Source organism: Streptomyces hazeniae (genome assembly GCF_031845485.1).
GTDB classification, from domain to species: domain Bacteria; phylum Actinomycetota; class Actinomycetes; order Streptomycetales; family Streptomycetaceae; genus Streptomyces; species Streptomyces hazeniae.
In genome coordinates this window covers 223229-245568 of record NZ_JAVREQ010000004.1, presented here as the reverse complement: position 1 = coordinate 245568, position 22340 = coordinate 223229, and the positions used below count along the sequence as shown (strand labels likewise).

General features: G+C 72.0%; 24 protein-coding genes. 14 read left to right on the top strand and 10 right to left on the bottom strand.

Translation table 11 applies throughout. The features are described 5' to 3' along the window. The first annotated feature begins 27 nt into the window (after positions 1–27). The 4 genes from RM572_RS07530 to RM572_RS07515 all read left to right on the top strand — a co-directional run bounded on the left by RM572_RS07530 (position 28) and on the right by RM572_RS07515 (position 3646). On the top strand, positions 28–837 hold the full coding sequence (locus RM572_RS07530; protein ID WP_311672488.1) for a deaminated glutathione amidase: 810 nt from the start codon (positions 28–30) through the stop codon (positions 835–837). Beyond that, on the top strand, positions 834–1781 hold the full coding sequence (locus RM572_RS07525; protein WP_311672486.1) for an ABC transporter substrate-binding protein: 948 nt from the start codon (positions 834–836) through the stop codon (positions 1779–1781). Before RM572_RS07530 ends, RM572_RS07525 begins: the two co-directional genes overlap by 4 nt. 33 nt (positions 1782–1814) lie before the next feature. Next, positions 1815–2828, top strand: a complete 1014-nt coding sequence (locus tag RM572_RS07520; protein ID WP_311672485.1) for an amino acid ABC transporter permease — start codon at positions 1815–1817, stop codon at positions 2826–2828. A gap of 68 nt (positions 2829–2896) precedes the next feature. Next, on the top strand, positions 2897–3646 hold the full coding sequence (locus RM572_RS07515; protein WP_311672516.1) for an amino acid ABC transporter ATP-binding protein: 750 nt from the start codon (positions 2897–2899) through the stop codon (positions 3644–3646). Between the two features lie 51 nt (positions 3647–3697). Here the strand turns inward: RM572_RS07515 and RM572_RS07510 are convergent, their stop codons facing one another. After that, positions 3698–4573, bottom strand: coding sequence for a maleylpyruvate isomerase N-terminal domain-containing protein (locus RM572_RS07510; protein ID WP_311672484.1), 876 nt, complete (start codon positions 4571–4573; stop codon positions 3698–3700). A gap of 188 nt (positions 4574–4761) precedes the next feature. On the opposite strand from RM572_RS07510, the gene RM572_RS07505 reads away from it, so the two are divergent. Then, on the top strand, positions 4762–5709 hold the full coding sequence (locus RM572_RS07505; RefSeq protein ID WP_311672483.1) for a winged helix-turn-helix domain-containing protein: 948 nt from the start codon (positions 4762–4764) through the stop codon (positions 5707–5709). 76 nt (positions 5710–5785) lie between these two features. On the opposite strand, the gene RM572_RS07500 is transcribed toward RM572_RS07505, so the two are convergent. Then, the gene (locus RM572_RS07500; RefSeq protein ID WP_311672482.1) at positions 5786–6013 is read right to left on the bottom strand and encodes a hypothetical protein; all 228 of its coding nucleotides are present in this window, start codon (positions 6011–6013) and stop codon (positions 5786–5788) included. 306 nt (positions 6014–6319) lie between these two features. Between RM572_RS07500 and RM572_RS07495 the strand changes: the two genes are divergently transcribed. Further along, positions 6320–7204, top strand: a complete 885-nt coding sequence (locus tag RM572_RS07495; protein WP_027765612.1) for a winged helix-turn-helix domain-containing protein — start codon at positions 6320–6322, stop codon at positions 7202–7204. A 56-nt stretch (positions 7205–7260) separates the two neighbouring features. Here RM572_RS07495 and RM572_RS07490 read toward each other — a convergent pair whose 3' ends face one another. Together RM572_RS07490 and RM572_RS07485 are read right to left on the bottom strand one after the other, a co-directional pair. After that, positions 7261–7911 (bottom strand): O-methyltransferase, encoded by a 651-nt coding sequence (locus tag RM572_RS07490; protein WP_311672481.1) that lies wholly within the window; start codon positions 7909–7911, stop codon positions 7261–7263. 137 nt (positions 7912–8048) lie between these two features. Continuing rightward, on the bottom strand, positions 8049–8357 hold the full coding sequence (locus tag RM572_RS07485; RefSeq protein WP_311672480.1) for a hypothetical protein: 309 nt from the start codon (positions 8355–8357) through the stop codon (positions 8049–8051). 107 nt (positions 8358–8464) lie between these two features. On the opposite strand from RM572_RS07485, the gene RM572_RS07480 reads away from it, so the two are divergent. After that, on the top strand, positions 8465–9439 hold the full coding sequence (locus RM572_RS07480; protein WP_027765615.1) for a C40 family peptidase: 975 nt from the start codon (positions 8465–8467) through the stop codon (positions 9437–9439). 241 nt (positions 9440–9680) lie between these two features. Beyond that, entirely contained in the window at positions 9681–10430 is a 750-nt protein-coding gene (locus RM572_RS07475) for a phosphatase PAP2 family protein (protein ID WP_311672479.1), read from the top strand. A 134-nt stretch (positions 10431–10564) separates the two neighbouring features. On the opposite strand, the gene RM572_RS07470 is transcribed toward RM572_RS07475, so the two are convergent. Continuing rightward, entirely contained in the window at positions 10565–10747 is a 183-nt protein-coding gene (locus tag RM572_RS07470; RefSeq protein ID WP_394813543.1) for a hypothetical protein, read from the bottom strand. A gap of 133 nt (positions 10748–10880) precedes the next feature. On the opposite strand from RM572_RS07470, the gene RM572_RS07465 reads away from it, so the two are divergent. Continuing rightward, positions 10881–11777 (top strand): hypothetical protein, encoded by an 897-nt coding sequence (locus RM572_RS07465; protein ID WP_394813541.1) that lies wholly within the window; start codon positions 10881–10883, stop codon positions 11775–11777. 114 nt (positions 11778–11891) lie between these two features. After that, on the top strand, positions 11892–12158 hold the full coding sequence (locus tag RM572_RS07460) for a hypothetical protein (protein ID WP_311672477.1): 267 nt from the start codon (positions 11892–11894) through the stop codon (positions 12156–12158). Between the two features lie 64 nt (positions 12159–12222). Here the strand turns inward: RM572_RS07460 and RM572_RS07455 are convergent, their stop codons facing one another. After that, positions 12223–12585, bottom strand: coding sequence for a metal-sensitive transcriptional regulator (locus RM572_RS07455; protein ID WP_311672476.1), 363 nt, complete (start codon positions 12583–12585; stop codon positions 12223–12225). A 263-nt stretch (positions 12586–12848) separates the two neighbouring features. Between RM572_RS07455 and RM572_RS07450 the strand changes: the two genes are divergently transcribed. Both RM572_RS07450 and RM572_RS07445 read left to right on the top strand, forming a co-directional pair. Beyond that, positions 12849–13469, top strand: coding sequence for a DUF47 domain-containing protein (locus RM572_RS07450; RefSeq protein WP_027765618.1), 621 nt, complete (start codon positions 12849–12851; stop codon positions 13467–13469). A gap of 6 nt (positions 13470–13475) precedes the next feature. Beyond that, entirely contained in the window at positions 13476–14489 is a 1014-nt protein-coding gene (locus RM572_RS07445) for an inorganic phosphate transporter (RefSeq protein WP_027765619.1), read from the top strand. A gap of 208 nt (positions 14490–14697) precedes the next feature. On the opposite strand, the gene pstB is transcribed toward RM572_RS07445, so the two are convergent. The 4 genes from pstB to pstS form a co-directional block, all read right to left on the bottom strand. Beyond that, the gene (gene pstB, locus RM572_RS07440) at positions 14698–15474 is read right to left on the bottom strand and encodes a phosphate ABC transporter ATP-binding protein PstB (protein WP_311672475.1); all 777 of its coding nucleotides are present in this window, start codon (positions 15472–15474) and stop codon (positions 14698–14700) included. Between the two features lie 70 nt (positions 15475–15544). Next, positions 15545–16627, bottom strand: coding sequence for a phosphate ABC transporter permease PstA (pstA, locus tag RM572_RS07435; RefSeq protein WP_311672474.1), 1083 nt, complete (start codon positions 16625–16627; stop codon positions 15545–15547). Next, entirely contained in the window at positions 16624–17640 is a 1017-nt protein-coding gene (pstC, locus tag RM572_RS07430) for a phosphate ABC transporter permease subunit PstC (RefSeq protein WP_311672473.1), read from the bottom strand. The genes pstA and pstC overlap by 4 nt, the downstream gene beginning before the upstream one ends. Positions 17641–17839: 199 nt before the next feature. After that, a complete protein-coding gene (gene pstS / locus RM572_RS07425) occupies positions 17840–18961 on the bottom strand; it encodes a phosphate ABC transporter substrate-binding protein PstS (RefSeq protein WP_311672472.1) in 1122 nt (373 codons plus the stop codon). Positions 18962–19388: 427 nt separating this feature from the next. Here pstS and RM572_RS07420 point away from each other — a divergent pair, with 427 nt between their 5' ends. Further along, complete coding sequence (locus RM572_RS07420) at positions 19389–20807, top strand: C40 family peptidase (RefSeq protein WP_311672471.1); 1419 nt, start codon at positions 19389–19391, stop codon at positions 20805–20807. Positions 20808–20984: 177 nt separating this feature from the next. After that, positions 20985–22325, top strand: coding sequence for a PP2C family protein-serine/threonine phosphatase (locus tag RM572_RS07415; protein ID WP_311672470.1), 1341 nt, complete (start codon positions 20985–20987; stop codon positions 22323–22325). Positions 22326–22340 lie beyond the last annotated feature (15 nt).

Below are 22340 nucleotides of genomic sequence, written 5' to 3'. Positions count from 1 at the left end.
GGCGGGACGGTCGAGGACGGAGACCCCATGCGCACAGCCGTCGGACAGTTCACCGCCAGTCCGGACTGGAAGGAGAACCTGGCCAGCTGCCAGGACCTCGTCGCCGGAGCACGGCGCGCGGACGCGGACCTGCTCGTGCTTCCCGAGGGCGTGCTCGCCCGCTTCACGGAGGACCGCCACCGCATCCGCGAGGTCGCCCAGTCGCTGGACGGACCCTTCGTCTCCGCGCTCGCCGAAGCCACTGAGGGCGGGACGACCACCGTCGTCGTCGGCATCCACGAACCCTCCGAGGACGGCCGGGTCTTCAACACCCTGGTCGCCCTCCGGGACGGACGCCTGGTCGCGCGCTACCGCAAGCTGCACCTGTACGACGCCTTCGGCGACCAGGAGTCCGCCCACGTGCGGCCCGCCGACGAGGCGCCCGTGCTGCTGGACGTGGCCGGCACCCGCGTCGGCCTGATGACCTGCTACGACATCCGCTTCCCCGAGCTGGCCCGGCTGCTGGTCGACCAGGGCGCCGAAGTGCTCGCTCTCCCGGCCGCCTGGGTGCGCGGGCCCGCGAAGGAACGCCACTGGGAGGTCATGATCGCCGCCCGCGCCATGGAGAACACCTGCTGGGTCGCCGCCAGCGGCGAGTGCGGCCCGCGCAACACCGGCAACAGCATGATCGTCGACCCGCTCGGCAACGTCCGCGCCCGGCTGACCGCCACCCCCGGTCTGACCTGGGCCGACGCGGAACCCGAAGCCACCGCGAGGGCCCGCGCCGTCCTTCCCGTGCTCGCCAACCGCCGCTTCGCCGTCAGCCCCGCCATACTCGCCTCCGGAGGGCCCCGATGAACCACGCCACCATCCGCCGCTCGACCCGCCTCGCCGTAGCCGTCACCTCCGCCGTCACCTGCCTCGGCCTCGCCGCCTGCGGCAGCAACCCGCCGCAGGCGGAGGGCGTGCAGGAGGACGCGGAGAAGACCGCCGAACAGCCGGCGCTGGAGAAGGACCCGAAGCTGCACGCCATGCTCCCGGAGAAGATCCGCGAGTCGAAGAAGCTGGTGTCGGTCAACAACGGCTCCTTCCCGCCGTACGAGATCGCCGGCTCCGACGGCCGCAGCCTCACCGGCGCCTCCGCCGACCTCGCGACCGCGCTCGGCCAGCTCCTCGGCGTGAAGATCACGCACATCACGGCCGACGGCCTGCCGAGTTCGCTCACCGGCATCAAGGCGGGGCGCTACGACATGGCGCTCGGCCCCGTGGGCGATTTCAAGGACCGCCAGGTGTCGAACGACTTCGTCGACTGGGTCCAGGAGTACGTCGTCTTCGCCGTGCACAAGGGCAACCCGAAGAACATCGAGTCCCTGGACAGCACCTGCGGCAAGCGCATCGCCGTCATGGCGGGCGGCTCCGCCGAGGGCGTGATCAAGGAGCAGGCCAAGGAGTGCACGAAGTCCGGGAAGCGCCCGGTGAAGGTGCAGTCCTACAAGGACCAGCCCGGTTCCATCCTCGCGGTCAAGTCCGGCCGCGCCGACGCGTTCTTCTCCTCCCAGGCGCCGCTGACGTACTTCGTCAACCAGTCGAAGGGGGAGCTGGAGCTCGCGGGCACCGGCAAGTCCAACGGGTTCGACGACCTGTACCAGGGCGCCGTCATCCCCAAGGACTCGCCGCTGAAGAAGGTCCTGGTCGAGGCACTGACCAAGCTCATGGACGACGGCACCTACGCATCGATCATGAAGAAGTGGGACCTCTCGGACAACGCGCTCGACAAGCCCGGTGTCAACCTCGGCTCCTGAGCCGGCCCTTCCCCGACAGGAGTGAACGCCCCCATGGCCACCTCCCACCCGCCACCCACCACCGACCGAGCGGAAGCGGACCGCAGAAACGTTTCCGGAGCCGCGCGCATCCCCGAGGTCGACGTCGCCTCGGCCGCGCCCGTACGACGTCCGCTCCGCTGGCTCGCCGTCCTCGTCCTGGCCGTGCTCGCCGCCCAGTTCGCGCACTTCCTGATCACCAACCCCAACTTCGAATGGGGCACGGTCGGCTCCTACTTCGGGTCGGAGATCATCGGCAAGGGCATCCTCATCACCCTGGAACTCACCGTCGTGGCCATGGTGATCGGCATCCTCCTCGGCGTGCTCCTCGCCGTGGGCAGGATGTCCGACAACCCCGTCCTCAGCGGCGTGTGCGGGGCGTACGTCTGGTTCTTCCGCGGCGTACCCGTCCTCGTGCAGCTCATCCTCTGGTACAACCTCTCCGCGCTGCTGCCGCGCATCTCCTTCGGCATCCCCTTCGGGCCGGAGTTCGCCAGCGGGCAGACCAACGCGCTCATCACCCCGCTGCTCGCCGCCATCCTCGGCCTCGGCCTCAACGAAGCCGCCTACATGGCGGAGATCGTGCGCGGCGGCCTCCTCGCGGTGGACCCCGGCCAGCGGGAGGCGTCCTCCGCGCTGGGCATGTCGCAACCCCGCACGCTGCGCCGCGTGGTGCTCCCCCAGGCCATGCGCTTCATCGTGCCGCCCACCGGCAGCCAGGTCATCAACATGCTCAAGGCGACCTCGCTGGTGAGCGTCATCGCCCTCGCCGACCTGCTCTACACGGTCCAGTCCATCTACAACCGCACCTTCGAGACAATTCCGCTGCTGCTCGTGGCCTGCCTGTGGTACCTGCTGATGACGTCGATCCTCTACATCGGGCAGTCGTTCATCGAACGCCACTACGCGCGCGGCGCGACACGCAACGCGCCGCAGAGCTTCTGGGACTTCGCGCTCTTCCGTCGGCGCGGCGCGCGCGCCGACGTCCGGGAGGCGGAGGCGCAGTCCGGTAAGGAGAAGACGCCGTGAAGACGACCACGCCCCTCAAGGAGAACAGCCCGGCCGCCGCGGCGCAGGCCCCCGAGAGCGACCTGCCGATGATGTGCGCCCGGGGCGTCCGCAAGAGCTTCGGCTCGCTGGAGGTGCTCCGCGGCATCGACATGGAGGTCGCCGCCGGTGAAGTCGTGGTCCTCATGGGCCCCTCCGGCTCCGGCAAGTCGACCTTCCTCCGCTGCATCAACCACCTGGAGGCCATGGACGCCGGGTCCATCCACGTCGGCGGACAGCTCATGGGCTACCGCGTCCACAACGGCCGCGTCCACCACCTGCGGCCCCGCGAGGTGACGCGGCAGCGCCGCGACATCGGGATGGTCTTCCAGCACTTCAACCTCTTCCCGCACCAGACGGTCCTGCAGAACATCGTCGAGGCGCCCGTCGGCGTGCTGAAGCGCCCTCGCGCCGAGGCGCAGAAGGACGCGCGCGAACTGCTGGCCAGGGTCGGCCTGTCGGACAAGGCCGGGGCCTATCCGCGGCAGCTCAGCGGCGGGCAGCAGCAGCGGGTGGCCATCGCGCGGGCGCTGGCGATGCGTCCGAAGCTGATGCTCTTCGACGAACCGACCAGCGCCCTCGACCCCGAACTCGTCGGGGAGGTGCTGGCGACCATGCGCGACCTCGCGCGCGAGGGACTGACCATGATCGTGGTCACCCACGAGGTCTCCTTCGCCAAGGAGGCAGCCGACCGCGTGGTGTTCATGGACGACGGAGTGGTGGTCGAGGAAGGCCCGCCGAGCCTGCTGGACCGCCCGTCGCACGAGCGGACCCGGTCGTTCCTCGGACGCTTCCTGTAGAGGCCGGAGGGCTTCCCGCAGGGAAGCCCTCCGCTTCCGGCGCCGGTCCACTCAGCCCCAGCGGGTGCACTCCAGCCAGAAGTCCAGCAGTCCGCGGTCCCCCAGGACCTCCACGCTCCCGGCGTCGGCCGGGAGCCGGCGGTGGAAGACGCGGAGCACGTCGGTGAGCGGGCCGCGCAGGGCGACGGTGGCCTTGGCGTGGCCGCGCCGCCAGACGACGCCGTCGCCGGTCAGCTCGATCAGCCATTCGGCGTCGACGCCGTCCGGGGCGTCGGTGGCGTGCAGGTGCAGGCTCTCGCCCGCGCGGGAGCGCAGCGCGTGCAGTTCCTCGTCGTCCTCGTTGACCGGGTCGGTGAGGATGTCCAGCCACTCGTCGACGCAGTCGGCCGCCACCTCGGCATCCACCTCGTACGGTGTGCCGGGCACGGCGCCGGCGGCGTCGAAGCGGTGGACGACCGTCTCGTGCGTCATGCGCCGCGCCCAGAATCCGGCGTCCGTCCGTGCGGACCAGGACCAGACGCGGGTGTCCGGGCCCGCCTCGCGCAGCGCCGCGACCAGCAGTTCGGCGCCCTCGGCGAGCCAGGCGTCGAGGGCTTCGGCATCGGCGGCGTCACGACCGGCGTCACCACCCGCGTCACGACCGGCGTCACCTCCGGCGTCCGGTGCTGCGGCCGGCCCGTGGAAGCCGGGGACGGTCTCCTCCTCCACCTCCTCGGCGGCCCGTGTGCGGACGATCTCGTGCGCCCAGCGGTGCGAGCCGCCGACGTGCACGGCGAGTTCGCGCAGCGACCAGTCGGGGCAGGTGGGGACCGTCGCGGAGAGGTCGGCGCCGTCGAGGGTGCGGCGCAGCAGGCGGGTCTGTTCGAGGATCTCCGCGCAGTACCGCGCGTGGTCGAGCCGGGGAGCGGGGGAGGTGCTGGTCGTCATGGCGGGGACACTAGCCGCAGGTCGGCGCGACGGCAGCCGGGTTTTCCCGGGGGCGGCGAGGCCGCCGGACGGTCGTCGGCGGGGCGGACGGGCCGGCCGAGGCGGGACAATGGCAGCCATTGGACGCCCGGGGGAAAGCCCTGTCGTACAACTCCTGTTCATTGGCACCCTGTTGTAGTGTTTTGGTCGTGTCGGGTGACAGCCATTCAGCCGGTGGTGAGCGGCGTCCGCGTGACGTCGTGGTGCAGGCGTTGCGGCAGCGCATCTCCCGCGGCGACCTGCGGGTCGGCCAGCAGGTTCCGACGCAGGCGCGGCTCAGCGAGGAGTACGACGTGCCGCGCGGGGCCGTGCGGCGGGCGCTGGAGGTGCTCGAGGACGAGGGCCTGATCAGGCGGGCCCGGCAGGGGACGTCCGCCGAAGTCGTGCGGGCCGTGTCCGGCCGCCTCACCCCGAACGCCCCCACCCCCGCGAAGGTGTCCCGGGCGCAGCGGGAGCGCGAACGGGCCGTGCGCGCGCGGACGCACCTGCCGCGCAGCGCCGGTCTGGAACTGGCCGAACGGCTGACGCGGGCCTTCCAGCAGGACCGGGTCACGGTGGACGCGTACTGCTCCAGCGGCGAGACGCTGGCCTCCGCGCTGGCCGGCCCGATGGTCGCCATGACGGCCGACGCACCGCGGCCGGAATCGGTGCGGGTGCGCATCCTGCTGCCAGACCCGGACCGGGCCCTGGCCCTGCCGCAGGTCATCGGCGACCCGGAGGACGCCCGGCCGCGCGCCCGGCTGCGCGAGGTGATGGACAACATCTACGGCTCGCTCCGCCATTCGCTGCGCATGCTGGAGGTGCGCGAGATCGTCCCCGAGGTCCGGGTCGAGGCCCGGCGGGTGGCGATCACGCCGACGCAGCGCGTGTACATCCTCAACGGCGAGGAGGTGCTGGCCGGCCACTACCGGGTGCAGCCACGCCGGGTGGAGCTGTACCGCGACCCGATGGAGATCTACGACGTGCTGGGCCTGGAGGGCATGCTCTTCCGGCACACGGCCGTGCCGGGCGACCAGGTGACCGAGGCGTACGTGCAGCAGACGCAGCAGTGGTTCGACTCGCTGTGGGAGACGATCGCCCGGCCCACGGGGGAGTGACCGGGAGGGAGGCGCCGCACGGGCGCCTCCGCGGTGCCGGCCTCCGCGGTGCCCGCTCCCGCGGACGGCCCGCCGGTCAGCCGTCGATCAGCAGCAGGGCCAGCAGCACGGTGGCCACGCACGCCACGTCCACGCCCCGCGGCCCGGTGGCGGCCGTCTCCTCCGGCGGCCGCCGGCACGCCCGGACGACGACGGCCGTCAGCACCAGGACGGCCGTGCCGCGCCAGCCCAGGGCGATCAGCAGTTCGCCGGCCACCCGGGACAGCACCTCCGCGAGCAGTTCCGTACGTAACAGCGCACTCATGGCACCCTCCTCGGGGATCCGCGCCCGGTGGAACGGGAACCGGGAACCCGGGGGGACCGGAGCACCTGCGGTTGGTCTCCCCGTTGGCAGGAACTCCTCGTCGAGTGCCGCCCATTGGCCGAATGGCTCCCAGGGGGAGACACCTACCCCCCACCATCTGCTGCCATCTCAGAGCGACCCGGCGGGCCTGACCGCCGGGCGGCGGCAGGCCGCAGGCACAGGCCGGGCAGTGGACGACCGAACGCTCGGACGACCGGCAGATGCAGCCATCTGTGCTGTCCTGCACGGCAGTTGTAGCCTCGGGAGGTGGATTCCGGGACCGTGGACCGCGACGGGGGCGTGGACGACACCGCCCCGCGCTACCGTCAGGTGGCCGCCGACCTGCGCGGCCTGATCCTCGACGGCCGCCTCGCGCCGGAACAGAACCTCCCCACCCAGCAGAGCCTGCGCCGCCGGTACGGCATCGGCCGCGGCACCGTGCAGAGCGCGCTCCAGGTGCTCCGCGAGGAGGGGCTGATCGAGGAGGGCGTCCCGGGACGGGCCGCCCGGGTGGCCCGGCGCGGCGCCACACTGCAGCCCCTGGGCCACCACATCGCCCGCGCGTTCGCGGCGCGGCACGTGCGGCTGGACGTGTGGGCCCTGACGGCGGAGCAGTTGAGCAAGGCGGTGCAGATCCAGACCGAGGCCATCCGGGCCGGCGAGCACCGGCCGGAGTCCGTCGCCGTGCGGGTGCTGCTGCCGGACCTGGAGACGCGCCACCCGTACCCGTGCCGGATCGGCGACCCCGACGACCCGCGCCCGCTGCAGCGACTGCGGCACGTGATCCGCACCTACGCCGGGGCGATGGAGCACTCGCTGACCGCGCTCGCCGAGGAACACCTGGTCGACGACGTGCGCGTGGAGGTCCGCGGCGTGCCCACCATCCCCGGCGAGAAGCGGTACATCATCAACGGCAGCGAGATCCTCACCGGCTTCTACCAGGTGCGGCGCAGCCACATGCACAACTCCGCGGACGGCTCCTCGCTGGACGTGCTGGAGCTGTACAGCGACGGCAGCCTCTTCCCGCTGGTGCGGGGCGAGGCGGCGGGCCCGGTGCCGGACGCGCTGGACGAGGCGCGGTTCGAGCAGATCCAGCAGTGGTTCGACACGCGGTGGGAGTACGTGGCGAGGCCGCTGCCGCTCGGCGCGTGAGACCCGCCCCGAACAGCTGTGCGCGGCCGCGGACCTCGTGACCTGTCCGGGCAGGGTCAGCGCTTGCGTACGAGGGTCACGCCGTCCCGCACGGGAAGCAGGACGGACTCGACGCGCGGGTCGGCCGTGATGGCGTCGTTGACCTCCCGGATGGCGACCACCTGCTCGCTGTGGTCCGCCGGGTCGACGACGCGGCCGCCCTGGAGGGTGTTGTCCAGCGCGATCAGGCCGCCCGGACGCAGGCGCGCGACCAGTTCCTCGTAGTAGACCGGGTAGCCGGACTTGTCGGCGTCGATGAAGGCGAAGTCCACGGTCTCCTCGGCGGGCAGCGTGCGCAGCGTCTCGGCGGCGGGCGCGATCCGCAGGTCGATCCGCTCAAAGACGCCGGCGCGCTCCCAGTAGCGGCGGGCGATGTCCGTCCACTCCTCGCTGACGTCGCAGGCGATCAGGCGCCCCTCGGCGGGCAGCGCGCGGGCCATGCACAGCGCCGAGTAGCCGGTGAACGTGCCGACCTCGACGACGAGCCGGGCGCGGGTGAGGCCGACCAGCATCGCGAGGAAGACGCCCTCGTCCTGCGAGATCTGCATGGTGGTGCCGGGGACGGCGCGCTGGGTCTCGGCCGCGAGGTCGCGCAGGACCTCGTCCTCGGCCGGGCTGCAGTGGGCGAGGAGGTAGTCGTCGAGGGCGGGGTTCACGATGTGCGTCATGGCGCCGACCGTACGCCGAGCGGCCGCGGAGCGGGCGGATTCACCACGGCCCCGCAGCCGCGCGGCCCCCGGTCCGGCGGGGCCGGCGGGCCGGGGGCCGGGAGGCCGGGAGGCCGGAACCCGCTGCTGACCGGTGGTCAGACCGCCATACCGTAGACGATGGTGAAGACCGTGCCGAGCGAGCCGATGATGAAGACGCCGGTCAGCCCGGCGACGATCAGGCCCTTGCCCTGCTCCGCGCTGAAGGTGTCGCGGAGGGCCGTCGCGCCGATGCGCTGCTTGGCGGCTCCCCAGATCGCGATGCCGAGGCAGATGAGGATGGCGATGGCCATCACCACCTCGATCATCACGCGCGCCTCCTGACCGAGGGAACCGAACGGCCCCCAGTCGGGCGCGATGCCGCCGATGATGGTGGTGATGTCACCCTTTTCGGCTGCCAGGATCATGTGGAACTCACCGCCCCGATCGGAAGGTTGGATCCGAGACGGATCCGTCTCACACCGACTGTACCGCCGACTTGTGACATCGCGGGGTAACCGGTGATGGTTGACCCGTGCGCAAAGCGTGGTGGGGTCTCGGAGCGGGAGCCGGTCTGCTGGCCGGTTTCGTCGCGTTACTCGTGATCGGCACGTTCGTCGCGGCCGCCGGCCTGCGTGGCGGTCTGGGCGGCGGGCCGGTGACGCTGGCCAAGGGAGCGGTCCCGGCGGCGTACCAGAAGCTGGTGCAGGAGTGGGGCAACCTGTGTCCCGCCATCAACCCGGCGCTCCTGGCCGCCCAGTTGTACCAGGAGAGCGGCTGGCAGCCGGACGCGCAGAGCCACGCCGAGGCGCAGGGCATCGCCCAGTTCATCCCCGGCACGTGGGCCACGCACGGCATCGACGGCGACGGCGACGGCGACCGCGACGTGTGGGACCCGGCCGACGCCATCCCGTCCGCCGCCCAGTACGACTGCACGCTCGCCGGCTACGTGGACGACGTGCCGGGCGATCCGACGGCCAACATGCTCGCCGCCTACAACGCGGGCTCGTACGCGGTCATCCGGTACGGCGGGGTGCCGCCGTACGAGGAGACGCGGAACTACGTCGACCGGATCAAGGAGCTGGAGAAGAGCTTCGCGGCCCCCGACGACCGGGTCGACCCGTCGCGGCAGGCGGCCGGCGCGATCCACTTCGCGCAGGACAAGCTGGGCACGCCGTACCTGTGGGGCGGCGACGGCACGGCAGCCGACCGGGGGCGGTTCGACTGCTCGGGGCTGACCAAGGCGGCGTACGCGTCGGTCGGCATCGAGCTGCCGCGGGTCGCCAACGACCAGTGGAACTCCGGCCCGCACCCCTCCCGGGACGAGTTGCTGCCCGGAGACCTCGTGTTCTTCGCGTACGATCTGAACGATCCCCGGTCCATCCACCACGTCGGGATCTACGTCGGCGGCGGCTACATGATCGACGCGCCCTACACGGGGGCGACGATCAGGTTCGACCCGGTCGACACCCCCGACTACTTCGGCGCCACGCGACCGACGGACGGATGAGCCGTACCACACGACGACGTGAACTCTGCGTGAGGCGGAGGCCTCGGGCTGCGCGCCCGGGTCACCCTCCGATAACGTCCAGGTGATCTTTCGGTGGAGAGCGGAACGCGGAGTGGATATCCGCGCGTTCTCTGCTGCGGAATGGGCATTCCGCTATCACGAGCACCACCGCGGGGGTACGGGGTCACGGGGCGGCAAGCAACTGCGGATCGACCGACCGACCACATGAAGGGCCGTACCGATGGCTGGATGGGACAACCCGGACGTCGACCTGCTGTACGACGTCAACGGCCTCGCCGAGCGTGCGCCGACCTGGGCCGATCTCACGATGGAGTACGTCGGCGAGTACGGCACCGTCTTCGCCGTCATGCTGCTCGGTCTGTGGACGTGGTGGTGGGTGCGGGGCAACAGCGCCGACCGGGCGAGCGCCGTCGGCGCCGTCTCCGGTCTCATCTGGGCACCCCTCGCCGCATGTGTGGCCCTGCTGGTCAACATCCCCATCCGCAACCTGGTGGAAAGACCCAGACCCTTCCTCGACCACAAGGGCCTGGAGGTCCTGGTCCAGGGCAAGACCGACTACTCCTTCGTCAGCGACCACGCGACGCTCACCATGGCCGTCGCCGTCGGCATCTTCATGGTGCACCGCAAGTACGGACTGATCAGCATCGCCGTCGCGGTGTTCGCCGCCTTCAGCCGGGTCTACATGGGCGTCCACTACCCGACCGACGTCATCGGCGGCCTCGCCCTCGGCACCGCCGTGGCGTTGCTCCTCGCGCCGCTCGCCACGTGGCTGCTGACCCCGCTGGTGCGGGCCATCGCCGGATCACCGCGGGCCGGCTCCCTGGTCTGGGCGGGTGGCACCGACGACGACCCCCAGCCGGAGGGCCCGTACGACGCGCACGCCGGCGGGCGCGCCAAGGCGGGCGCCGGCCGCGCGCGCGGTCGCGCGGGAGCCGGACGGGCACGGCGGGACCGCGACCTGGCGGCGTAAGCCGTCCAGCGGCTGAGGGGCCCGCTCCTCGTTCACCGGGCGCCTCGCGGGCGAAGAACCTGCGGGGCGCTCTTTCGTCGGGCTTCGTCGTCGGGCCTGGCCTCCTCGTCGGCGCGGGCGCCGGGAACGGAGGGTCAGCCGGCGTCCGGCTGGTGGGCGGCGGCGTCCGCGCGGGCCCGCTCGCGGGCGCGGCGGGCCGGGCCACGCCAGCCGCAGCTGCACCGGGCATGGGCGAACGCGCCCTGCTCCACGGTTTCCGGGCGGTGCCCGGCGGCTCCGCCGGAATCCTCCGTCACGGTGCCGGTCGCGTCCTCGATGGCCACCGGCTCACCGTACCGGTCGGAGCCCTCCGGCCTCCCCGCCGCCCGGTGAAGGCGTGACGGTCCGCCCGGGTTCTCGTTGGGCAAGCCGAACGAGCCCAAGAGGACGGCCTAAGGGGGTCGGCTCACGATGGTGTCGCGGCGGCGCGGACCGAGGAGTTGCGGACCGAGACGTGCGGTGGTCGTGCGTGCCGCGGCGGGCGTGCTCGGCGCGGTCGTCGTCGTCACGTCCACCGGGTGCGCGGAACGCGGCGCCGCCGCCGACGACAGGCCGGCCGACGACCACCTCACGACCGTGCGGCAGGCCGCCGATCTGCTGGTGCGGGCCGGTACCTCCCGCACCCGCACCACGCTGCACACCGCGTCCGGAGGCACCCGCGTCACCATCACCGGCCACGGGCGCTTCGACTACGCGAACCGGCGCGGGACGCTCGTCGTCACGCCCCCCGACGAGGAGCTCGGCGGGACCGGCGGCGAGCCCATCACCGAACTCCTCACCCCGGGTGCCCTGCACATGAAGAACCGCGGCGCCGGCGTGCCCGACGGCACATGGGTGCGCGTGGACACCACCCGGCTCGCCGACGGCAACCTCCTGGCCAACGGAGCCACCGATCCGCTGCGCGCCGCGGAACTGCTCCGCGGCGCCGTCGCGGTCGCGTACGAGGGGCAGGAACGGCTCGGCGGCACCGACGTGCGGCACTACAGCGGTACGGCGGCGCTCGCCGCGGCCGCGCGCGCGGCGGCACGGGCCCGCGGAGGGTCGGCCGGGGAGCTGGCCGCGGCGGCCGAGGGGTTCGGGACGGACGTGTTCACCTTCGACGCCTGGTTCGACCGGGAGGGCCGCCTGCGGAAGGTGCGGCACCGTTTCCCGGACGTGTCCGTGACGTCCACCACGACGCTGTTCGACTTCGGCGTCCCGGTGACGGTGCGGATGCCGGACCCGGCCGACATCTACACCGGGCGGATCGAAGCCGTCCCCGACGACGGCAGCGGCACCGGCGCCCGCACCGGCCACAGCACTAGCTAGTCCGTGCATTCGCCAAATGGTTCGGAAGTGCCATGCACGGCGGGGTGCTCCGTCCCTACTCTGGAAGCGCGGGCGGGTGTCGCGGGTGCCCCGCCGCTACGTGGTGTGGAGGTGATGTGGGTGCCTGTGTCCGTCTCCGGACACCTGCCGGGCAGCGCGCGCGGCCACCGCGGCTCCGCGGTCCACGACCACGTCGCGCTGGACGAGATAGAGCTGTGCTGCGAGTTGATGATCGCGGCCTCCACGGCGACGACGGAGCGGCTGAGCGCCGCGCGGATCGACGAGGTGCTGCGTGTACGGCGCCGGGCGCCGGGGGAGGGCGACGCGCGGGGCGACCGCGTACCCGCCGCCCACGTGCCGTGCCAGCGCCGACGCGGCTAGGACCCGTCCGGAGCTGCTAGGACCCGTCCGGCGGAGCGGCGGACGCCGGGGGCCCGCGGGGCGATCAGGTGCGCAGCAGGCGGGCGATGGCGGCGGTGGCCTCCTCGACCTTGGCGTCCATCTCCGCCCCGCCGTCCTGCGCGGCGTGCGCGACGCAGTGCCGCAGGTGCTCCTCCAGCAGCCGTAGCGCGAAGGACTGCAGCGCCTTGGTGGACGCGGAGACCTGGGTGAGTATGTCGATGCAGTACACGTCCTCGTCGACCATCCGCTGGAGGCCGCGGATCTGCCCCTCGATGCGGCGCAGCCGGCGCAGGTGGGCGTCCTTGTCCTTGGTGTAGCCGTGCTCTCCGGTGGCGGAGTGGGCGGAGCAGGCGTCGGGCGCCTCGGCGCCGGTGCCGGTGGCGGCGGTGGGGTCGGCGGTCGTCATCGGTCCTCCCGGGTGGACGAAAGGGGCACCCGTGCGGGCATATACCCCCTCTGGGTATATGGTAGCCGATTGTCCGATCCCGCTGCCGGTGCTCTCCCCCCGATCGGCGACACTGGTGGACGCCACGACGCCGTGGCTGGATGATGCGCCCAGGTGAGTGGGCCCGGAAGAGCGCCGTCCGCACGCAGGGCGGATGGGCGAAACTCCGGACGCGCTCACCTAGCATCGATCGAGTCCGTAATCGTTCACACCGAGGACACCCAGTGCGCTTTCGTCTGACCCCCAGGGAGACGAGCTTCTACGACATGTTCGCCGCGTCGGCGGACAACATCGTGACCGGCTCGAAGCTCCTGATGGAACTGCTCGGGGCGGAGTCGTCCGCACGTTCCGAGATCGCCGAACGGATGCGGGCCGCGGAGCACGCCGGGGACGACGCGACGCACGCGATCTTCCACCAGCTGAACTCCTCCTTCATCACGCCCTTCGACCGCGAGGACATCTACAAGCTGGCCTCGTCGCTCGACGACATCATGGACTTCATGGAGGAGGCCGTCGACCTGGTGGTCCTCTACCAGATCGAGGAGCTCCCGAAGGGCGTCGAGCAGCAGATCGAGGTGCTGGCGCGCGCCGCCGAGCTCACCGCCGAGGCCATGCCGCACCTGCGGACCATGGACCACCTCACCGAGTACTGGATCGAGGTCAACCGGCTGGAGAACCAGGCCGACCAGATCCACCGCAAGCTGCTCGCCCACCTCTTCAACGGCAAGTACGACGCCATGGAGGTCATGAAGCTCAAGCAGATCGTGGACGTGCTGGAGGAGGCCGCGGACGCCTTCGAGCACGTGGCCAACACGGTCGAGACCATCGCGGTCAAGGAGTCCTGACCGGCCGTGGACACGTTCGCCCTCGTCGTGACCATAGGCGTCGCGTTCTTCTTCACCTACACCAACGGCTTCCACGACTCGGCGAACGCGATCGCGACGTCCGTCTCGACACGAGCCCTCACCCCCCGGGCGGCCCTGCTGATGGCCGCCGTGATGAACCTCGCCGGCGCGTTCATGGGCAGCGGCGTCGCCAAGACGGTCAGCGAGGGCGTCATCGAGACGCCCGGCGGCGACTCCACCGGCGGCTCCGGCGGCGGGATGGCCATCCTGTTCGCCGCGCTGGTCGGCGCCATCACCTGGAACATGATCACCTGGTACTTCGGGCTGCCGTCGTCCTCCAGCCACGCGCTGTTCGGCGGCCTCGTCGGCGCGGCCCTGGCCGGCGGCATCGCCGTCTACTGGTCCGGGGTCGTCGAGAAGATCGTCATCCCGATGTTCCTCTCGCCCCTGGTCGGCATGCTGCTCGGCTACCTGGTGATGCTCGGCCTGATGTGGGCGTTCCGCCGGGCCAACCCGAGCAGGGCGAAGCGCGGCTTCCGTATCGCGCAGACCGTCTCGGCGGCGGCCATGGCGCTGGGCCACGGCATTCAGGACGCGCAGAAGACCATGGGTGTCGTGGTGATGGCGCTCACCATCGCCGACGTCCAGGACCACAACGGCATCCCGCTCTGGGTCAAGATCGCCAGCGCGGGCATGCTGTCGCTGGGCACGTACGCGGGCGGCTGGCGCATCATGCGGACGCTGGGACGCCGGATCATAGAGCTGGACCCGCCGCAGGGCTTCGCGGCCGAGACGACGGCGTCCTCGGTGATGTACACCGCGTCCTACCTCTTCCACGCGCCGATCTCGACGACGCACGTGACCACGTCGGCGATCATGGGCGTGGGCGCGACGAAGCGGTTCTCCGCGGTGCGGTGGGGGGTGGCGAAGAACATCGTGATGGGCTGGTTCGTCACCATGCCGGCCGCGGCGGGGGTCGCCGCGCTGTGCTACGGCGCCCTCGTGCTGGTCACCGGCTGACGCCGTCCCGGGCGGAGCCCCCGCGGACGGGCGGGACCGGAGCGAGGGGACACGACGAGAGGGCGGGGCCGGGGAGGACTCCCCGGCCCCGCCCGTGCGTGGCGAGCGGTGGCACCGCCATGCAGCACCGCGCGGCCACCCTCCACGGCGGCACCTGCTCGGGGTGATGCCGCCGACGGGAGGCTTTCCGGCCCGTGGCCGGGCGCCGTCAGCCGAAGCGGCCCGAGATGTAGTCCTCGGTGGCCTGGACCGTCGGGTTGGAGAAGATGCGCTCCGTGTCGTCGACCTCCACGAGCCTGCCCGGCTGGCCGACCGCCGCGAGGTTGAAGAACGCGGTGCGGTCGGAGACGCGTGCGGCCTGCTGCATGTTGTGGGTGACGATGACGATCGTGTACTGCGACTTCAGTTCGCCGACCAGGTCCTCGATGGCGAGGGTGGAGATCGGGTCGAGTGCCGAGCAGGGCTCGTCCATCAGCAGCACCTGCGGCTCGACGGCGATGGCGCGGGCGATGCACAGGCGCTGCTGCTGGCCGCCGGACAGCCCGGAACCGGGCTTGTTCAGCCGGTCCTTGACCTCGTTCCAGAGGTTGGCGCCCTTGAGCGACTTCTCCACGACGCCGTCCAGTTCGGACTTCTTGAACCTGCCGTTCAGCCGAAGGCCGGCGGCGACGTTGTCGTAGATGGACATGGTCGGGAACGGGTTGGGCCGCTGGAAGACCATGCCGATGGTGCGGCGGACGGACACCGGGTCGACGCCGGAGCCGTAGAGGTCCTCGCCGTCGAGGGTGACCTTGCCCTCGACGCGTCCGCCGGGGGTGACCTCGTGCATGCGGTTGAGGGTGCGCAGGAAGGTCGACTTGCCGCAGCCGGAGGGGCCGATGAAGGCGGTCACGGCGCGGGGTTCGACGCTCAGGGAGATGTCGTCGATGGCACGGTGCGAGCCGTAGAAGGCGGAGAGGCCGCTGACGTCGATGCGCTTGGCCATGAGGGGTCTCTTTCTCGGGTCGCCGGGGGTGGAGCCCCGGGGAGGTCCAGGTGGTGGGGGAGGGCCGGCGTCAGTGGCCGGCCTTGGGCGCCTTCCAGCGCGCGATGGCGCGGGCCACGAGGTTGAGCGCCATGACGAAGGCGATCAGCAGCAGGGCCGCCGCCCAGGCACGGTCGTAGGAGGCCTCGTTGCCGAGCGACCACTGCCGGTAGACGTAGTAGGGCAGGGACGACTGCGGGCCCTCGAACGGGTTGCCGTTGATGGAGTTGGCGCCGAAGACGAGCAGCAGGATCGGCGCGGTCTCGCCCGCGACGCGGGCGACGGCGAGCATGACGCCCGTGGTGATGCCGCCGATGGCGGTCGGGATGACCACCTTGACGATCGTCAGCCATTTGGGGACGCCGAGTGCCAGTGACGCCTCGCGCAGCTCGTTCGGGACGAGTTTGAGCATCTCCTCGGTGGAGCGGACGACGATCGGCAGCATCAGGATCGTCAGGGCGAGCGCGCCGGCGAAGCCGGAGTAGCCGAAGCCCAGGATCAGGATCCAGAACGACAGGATGAACAGGCCCGCGACGATCGACGGGATGCCGGTCATGACGTCGACGAAGAAGGTGACGGCCTTGGCCAGCCGTCCCTTGCCGTACTCGACGAGGTAGATCGCGGTGAGCATGCCGATCGGCGTGGCCATCAGCACGGTCAGGCCGATCTGCTCCAGCGTGCCGAGCAGTGCGTGGTAGGCGCCGCCGCCCGGCTCGAGGGTGATGATGCCCTGCATGGAGTGGGTGAGGAAGTAGCCGTCCAGCACCTTGGAGCCGCGGAAGACCGTCTCCCACAGCAGGGACACCAGCGGCAGCAGGGCGATGAGGAAGCAGACCCAGACCAGGCTGGTCGCCAGCCGGTCGCGGGCCTGCCGGGCGCCCTCCACCTTGGAGGTCAGCGCGTACGTCGCGGCGATGAAGACGACCGCGGCGATCAGTCCCCACTGGATGCGGCTCTGGAGGCCGAGGGCCAGGCCCGCTCCGGCTCCGGCCGCGGCGGAGCCGGCGGCGAGGGCGGCGGGCGCCCAGCGGGGGAGCCGCGGGCGGCGCAGCGTCGTGGGCTGCACCGACGGCTCGGCGGGCGGCGGGACGTTCGTGGTGGTGGCGTTGCTCATGCGTTGGCCCCCGAGTACTCCTTGCGGCGGGCGATGATCAGACGGGCCAGGCCGTTCACCAGCAGGGTGATGACGAACAGCACCAGCCCGGAGGCGATGAGCGCCTCGCGGCCGACGCCCGTGGGCGAGGCCTCCTCGAAGGAGGCGGCGATGTTCTGCGCGAACGTGCCGCCGCCGGGGTTGAGCAGGCTCGCCCGGATGTCGAAGCTCGGGGAGAGGATCAGCGCGACGGCCATCGTCTCGCCCAGCGCGCGGCCGAGGCCGAGCATGGAGGCGCTGATCACACCGGAGCGGCCGAACGGCAGGACGGCGGTGCGGACGACCTCCCAGCGGGTGGCGCCCAGCGCCAGCGCCGCCTCCTCGTGCATCTTCGGCGACTGCCGGAAGACCTCGCGGGAGACGTTGGTGACGATCGGAATGATCATGATCGCCAGCAGGATGCCCGCGGCGAAGAGCGTGCGGGGGGCGCCCCCGGAGTACTGGAAGATCCCCGTCCAGCCGAAGTAGTCGTCGAGCCAGAGGTAGAGGCCCTCCAGGTGCGGCACCAGGAAGAGGAAGCCCCACAGGCCGTACACCACGGAGGGGACGGCGGCGAGCAGGTCGACGACGTACGCGACGGGGGCGGCGAGCCGGCGCGGCGCGTAGTGCGAGATGAAGAGCGCGATGCCGACGGAGACCGGCACGGCGAGGACCAGCGCGATGAGGGACGTGACGATTGTGCCGTACGCGAGGACCGCGATGCCGAAGACCGGCGGTTCCGCGTTGACGTTCCACTCGAAGGTGGTGAGGAAGTTCCCCTCGTTGGCTTCGAGCGCGACGACGGCCTGCACGCTGAGGAACACGGCGATCGAGGCCATGATGAGCAGCAGCGTGATCCCGGAGCCCCGGGCGAGGCCGCTGAATATGCGGTCACCGGGACGGGGGCGGCCCTTGCGCAGGCCGGCGTCCGCGGCGGGCGCGGACGCGGTGTCCGGCCGGGGTGGGGATGTGGTGGACGGTGAGTCGAGAGTCATGGGTTCGTCTCCGGTCTGGTGGGGAGTCCCTGCGCGTGGCGGGGGATCTCCCGGGCGGCGGTGCACCGGATGGGGCGCGGCCGGAGCGGGTGCGGGGGAGCGGCGCGACGGCCGCTCCCCCCCGTTGTCACTCCACTCACTCCGGACCGGCGCGCGTGCTTCGGTTGCGGTCGGTCGGCCGGCTCGCGGGCCGGACGCGTCAGGAGAGGCCGTCGACGGTCTCCCGGACCTTGGTGATGATCTCCTCGGGCATCGGCGCGTAGTCGATGTCGGTGATGGCCTTCTGGCCGTCCTCGCTCGCCATGTAGTTCAGGAAGGACTTGGTCGCGGCGAGGGTGGCCTTGTCGTTGCCCTTGTCGCAGGCGATCTCGTAGGTCACCAGCACCATCGGGTACGCGCCCTCGGCCTTGGTGGTGTAGTCGAGCTCCAGGGCGAGGTCCTTGCCCTGGCCCACGATCTCGGCCTCGGCGATGGCCTTCGAGGCGTTCGCGGTGGTGGCCTGGACGGGCTCTCCGGCGCCGGTGTCGAGGGCCACGGCCGGGATCTCGTTGCCGGTGGCGTACGACAGCTCGAAGTAGCCGATGGCGCCCTCGTTCTGCTTCACGTTGGTCGCGATGCCGGACGAACCGTCCGCGGACTGGCCGCCCTTGGCGGCCCACTGCTTGGCCGGCTCGTACGTCCAGGCGTCCGGCGCGGCGGTGTTGAGGTACTTGGTGAAGTTGTCGGTGGTGCCGGAGTCGTCCGAGCGGTGGAACGCCTGGATCTTGGTGGACGGCAGGTCGGCGTCCGGGTTCAGCTTCTTGATCGCCGAGTCGTCCCACTGGGTGATCTTCGAGTCGAAGATCTTGGCGATGGTCTCGGCGTCCAGGACCAGGTTCTCGACGCCCGGCAGGTTGTAGCCGACCGCGATCGGGCCGCCGACCATCGGCAGGTCGATCGCCTGGCCGCCCTTGCAGATCTTCTGCGACTGCTTGATCTCCTCCGGCTCCAGGGCGGAGTCGGAGCCGGCGAAGGCGGTGGTGCCCTGGAGGAACTCCTGGATGCCCGCGCCGGAGCCGGTCGGCTTGTAGTTGACCTTCGTCTCGGCGCAGGCGGACTGGTAGTTCTTGATCCAGACGTCCATGGCGTTGGCCTGCGCGCTGGAACCCGAGGCCAGCAGGTTGCCCTTGCCCTCGCACGCGATGTCGCCGACAGGCTGGGCGTTCTGCCCCTGCTGACCGGACTGGGTGTCCGTGCCGCAGGCCGTCAGGACCAGGGCACCGGAGACGGCGACCGCGCCGGCGGCGAGGGACCGGAGCCGGTTCGTGCGCTGAAGCTTCACTGTCGGATCTTCCTTCCCAGGTGCTCGCCGGTGGGGTCGGGCAAGCGGAGTGGTTTCTGAGTGCGTCCGGCTGTTCAGCCGACTGTTCAGCCGGTGCGGGCGGACCGCGTGGTGCGGCACGGCGTCGCGCCGGCTTCGATGCCGAAGTTAGGCAGAGCAGGTGAAGCCGCCGACGGGCGAGAGTGAACGACAGGTGAACCTCGCCCGTCGGCGTGGTGGCTCTCGTGATCCCGCCGAGACCTGGCGTCCGTGCGGCCGGGTTCCGGCGACGGAGGGTGCCCGGCGTGGGCCTCTGCGTCCCCGCGGTCCGTCGCCGCGGTCTGTCGGTCCGGGGCTCCGCGTGGGACGATCCGCACACCCGTACATCCGTACGGCCCCTCCGGGCGTCGTACCGTGCGGCAGGCGAATCTTGAGGCGAGGGGGGACCGTGCCGGAGCGGAGACCGGAACGGCATCCCGACGCGCGCGGGCGCGCGTCGGACGGCGGCGGACGCGGGACCGACGGCGGACGCGGGACGGACGGCGGGCTGGGGCGGCGTACGACGCTGGCGGTGGCGTGCGTGCTGGCGGTGCTCGGCGGGCCGGCCACCGTCGGCGCCGCCTACGCGGCACCGGCGAGCCCGGTGGCGGCGCGCCAGACGGCGGCCGCTGCGGACGCGCCGACTCCCCAGCCCTCGCCGGGAGTTCCTCCCACCCCGCATCAACCCGGCGGCGGGAGCGGCGACTCGGCCGACGCCCCCGGCGGACCGGGCGGCGGGACGAGCGGCGGCGCCGGCGACGACCACTGGTCCCCCGCGACGCCCACCCCCGAGACGGCCGGCAGCGACCCCGACGCCCCCGCCGGCGACACGGCGGACGACGCACCCGGCGGTGACCCCGGTGCCGACGGGAACGGCACGGCCGACGGCGGTGAGGAGTCACTGGCAGACCTGCGCAAGCGCATCCAGCGCCTGCACGACCGTGCCGGCTCGGCCACCGACGCGTTCAACGCCGCGGAGACGAAGGCCGAGAAGCAGCGCGAGAAGATCGACGACCTCGAACGCCGCGTCGCCTCGACGAAGCGGCAGCTGGCGAAGCTGACGAAGCAGGCCGGCGCCCTCGCCCGCGCCCAGTACCGTGGCGGTGGACTGCCCGCCACCGCCCGGCTCGTGCTCTCCGAGGACCCGGAGTCCTTCCTCCGCGACGCCGGGCTCGCCCGCCAGGGCCACCATGCGGCCACGTCCCTGGTCACCTCGCTCACTGACACCGAGGACCGCCTCGAGGGCTACACCCGCGACGCCAAGGAGCGCTACCGGGACCTCGAACGCAACCGCGAGCGGAAGGCCGCCGGGAAGAAGCGCGTCGAGAAGCAGCTGAAGAAGGCCGAACGTCTGGAGTCCCGGCTCGCCGCCGACCAGCGCGAGCAGCTGCGTGAGCTCGAACGCCAGGCCGCGTACGCGCGCCAACTGCGGTGGCTGCGCACCGGCGTGCTGGAGGAGATCGACGGCAAGGCCTCCGCCCAGGGGAAGAAGGCCCTCGCCTACGCCACCGCCCAGACGGGCAAGGACTACGAGTGGGGCGCCGAGGGGCCGACGACGTACGACTGCTCCGGCCTCACCATGCGCGCCTGGGAGGCGGCGGGCGTGACCATCCCCCGCACCTCGCAGGAACAGTGGCGGCGGCTGCCGCGCGTGGACGTGGAGGACATGCGCCCCGGCGACCTGATCGTCTACAAGTCCGACGCCAGCCACGTCGGCATGTACCTCGGCGACGGCGTGATGGTGCACGCGCCGCGCACCGGGCGGCAGATCACCGTCGAGGGTGCCGGCTCGTACCCGATCCTGGGCGTGGTACGTCCCGACAAGTGACGCCGTGCGCCGAAACGTCCGGCCGGTGCCGTACGCCTGCACCGTGACATGTGGCATATGGCATTGGCATGTTGACGATCAGGCATTCCGTACCGGCGTCCGGGGGCGCTAAGGTCGCCACGGCGTCCGCGACCACGGGCGCCGCGCCCTCGGGGGGAGGGAAGGGAAGCTTCGAACATGCCGGCACCCGTGCAGCGGGACGACACGACGGCCGGGCCCATCGCGGCCATTCCGTCACAGGGCGGGCCCGCTCCCGGTCCTACGGACCGAGAAGGGCCCGAGGGCCGTCGCGGCCCGGAGGGCCCCGGGGGAGGGTCCGACAGCGCGCTGATGCTCCTCGTCATCGAGGACGACCCGGCGAGCGCCCTCAGCGTGCCCGCGCTGCTGGACGGGCGCCCCATCCGCACCCGCACCGCCCGCAACCTCACCGAGGCCGAACGCCTCCTCACCGACGACGTCCAGTGCATCCTGCTCGACCTGGAGCTGCCCCTCGTCGCCCCCGACGCCACGGGTGACGGCGACGAGGAGGGCGGCGCCGCGGGCGGCGACGAGCTGGACACCCTGCGGCGCGTGCTGCGGCTCGCGCCGCGGCACGCGGTGGTCGCCCTCACCGACGGCGCCGACGCCGAACGGGCGGCGGCCGCCGTACGGGTCGGGGCGCAGGACTACCTCTTCCGCGACGAGCTGGACGGAAGGCTGCTCGGCCGCGCCGTGCGCTACGCCGTGGAGCGCAAGCGCGCCGACCTGGCACAGCGGCAGCTCACCGAGTCCCGGATCCGGGCGGAGGAGAACGCCCGGCTCGAACGCGGCCTGCTGCCGACACCGCTGCTCGACGGCAGCGACCTGCGGTTCGCCGCCCGCTACCGGCCCGGCCGCTCCCGCGCCCTGCTCGGCGGCGACTTCTACGACACCGTCCGCACCGCCGACGGCACCGTGCACGCGATGATCGGTGACGTGTGCGGCCACGGACCCGACGAGGCAGCGCTCGGCGTCGAACTGCGCATCGCCTGGCGTGCGCTGACCTTCGCCGGCCTCTGCGGCGACCAGCTTCTCGGCACGCTCCAGAAGGTGCTGGAGCACGAGCGGGCCAGCGACGAGGTCTTCGCCACGCTGTGCACCGTCGACATCGCGCCGGACGGGCGGCGGGCCGGGGTGTGCCTGGCCGGGCACCCGTCGCCGCTGATCATCGCGGGCGGCGGCTCGGCGCCGCGATTGCTGCCCTACGACGAGAGCGGCCCCGCGCTGGGCCTGCTGACGCAGGCGCGCTGGCCGCGCCGGCAGGTGGAGCTGGGCGGCCGGTGGTCGCTGATGATGTACACCGACGGGCTCATCGAGGGCCACGTCGGCCCGGGGCGCCCCCGGCTGGGCCAGGAGGGCATGATCGACATCGTGGCCCGGCGGCTCGCGACGGGTGAGCGTGGAGAGGCGCTCCTGGACGGCACGCTGGGCGAGGTCCACGACCTCAACGGCGGGGAGCTGACCGACGACGTGGCGGTCCTGCTGCTGGACCGGGGCTGACCTTCCTGCGGCGGC

What these genes read in the sequence shown, in the direction of transcription:
- RM572_RS07485 (WP_311672480.1), bottom strand. Translation starts at nt 8,357, where the DNA reads ATGATCCTGGCAGCCGAAAAGGGTGACATCACCACCATCATCGGCGGC.
- RM572_RS07530 (WP_311672488.1), top strand. Translation starts at nt 28, where the DNA reads ATGCGCACAGCCGTCGGACAGTTCACCGCCAGTCCGGACTGGAAGGAG.
- RM572_RS07460 (WP_311672477.1), top strand. Translation starts at nt 11,892, where the DNA reads ATGTGGGTGCCTGTGTCCGTCTCCGGACACCTGCCGGGCAGCGCGCGC.
- RM572_RS07415 (WP_311672470.1), top strand. Translation starts at nt 20,985, where the DNA reads ATGCCGGCACCCGTGCAGCGGGACGACACGACGGCCGGGCCCATCGCG.
- RM572_RS07525 (WP_311672486.1), top strand. Translation starts at nt 834, where the DNA reads ATGAACCACGCCACCATCCGCCGCTCGACCCGCCTCGCCGTAGCCGTC.
- RM572_RS07515 (WP_311672516.1), top strand. Translation starts at nt 2,897, where the DNA reads ATGATGTGCGCCCGGGGCGTCCGCAAGAGCTTCGGCTCGCTGGAGGTG.
- pstB (WP_311672475.1), bottom strand. Translation starts at nt 15,474, where the DNA reads ATGGCCAAGCGCATCGACGTCAGCGGCCTCTCCGCCTTCTACGGCTCG.
- RM572_RS07475 (WP_311672479.1), top strand. Translation starts at nt 9,681, where the DNA reads ATGGCTGGATGGGACAACCCGGACGTCGACCTGCTGTACGACGTCAAC.
- RM572_RS07510 (WP_311672484.1), bottom strand. Translation starts at nt 4,573, where the DNA reads ATGACGACCAGCACCTCCCCCGCTCCCCGGCTCGACCACGCGCGGTAC.
- pstA (WP_311672474.1), bottom strand. Translation starts at nt 16,627, where the DNA reads ATGAGCAACGCCACCACCACGAACGTCCCGCCGCCCGCCGAGCCGTCG.
- RM572_RS07500 (WP_311672482.1), bottom strand. Translation starts at nt 6,013, where the DNA reads ATGAGTGCGCTGTTACGTACGGAACTGCTCGCGGAGGTGCTGTCCCGG.
- RM572_RS07455 (WP_311672476.1), bottom strand. Translation starts at nt 12,585, where the DNA reads ATGACGACCGCCGACCCCACCGCCGCCACCGGCACCGGCGCCGAGGCG.
- RM572_RS07520 (WP_311672485.1), top strand. Translation starts at nt 1,815, where the DNA reads ATGGCCACCTCCCACCCGCCACCCACCACCGACCGAGCGGAAGCGGAC.
- pstC (WP_311672473.1), bottom strand. Translation starts at nt 17,640, where the DNA reads ATGACTCTCGACTCACCGTCCACCACATCCCCACCCCGGCCGGACACC.
- RM572_RS07465 (WP_394813541.1), top strand. Translation starts at nt 10,881, where the DNA reads ATGGTGTCGCGGCGGCGCGGACCGAGGAGTTGCGGACCGAGACGTGCG.
- RM572_RS07490 (WP_311672481.1), bottom strand. Translation starts at nt 7,911, where the DNA reads ATGACGCACATCGTGAACCCCGCCCTCGACGACTACCTCCTCGCCCAC.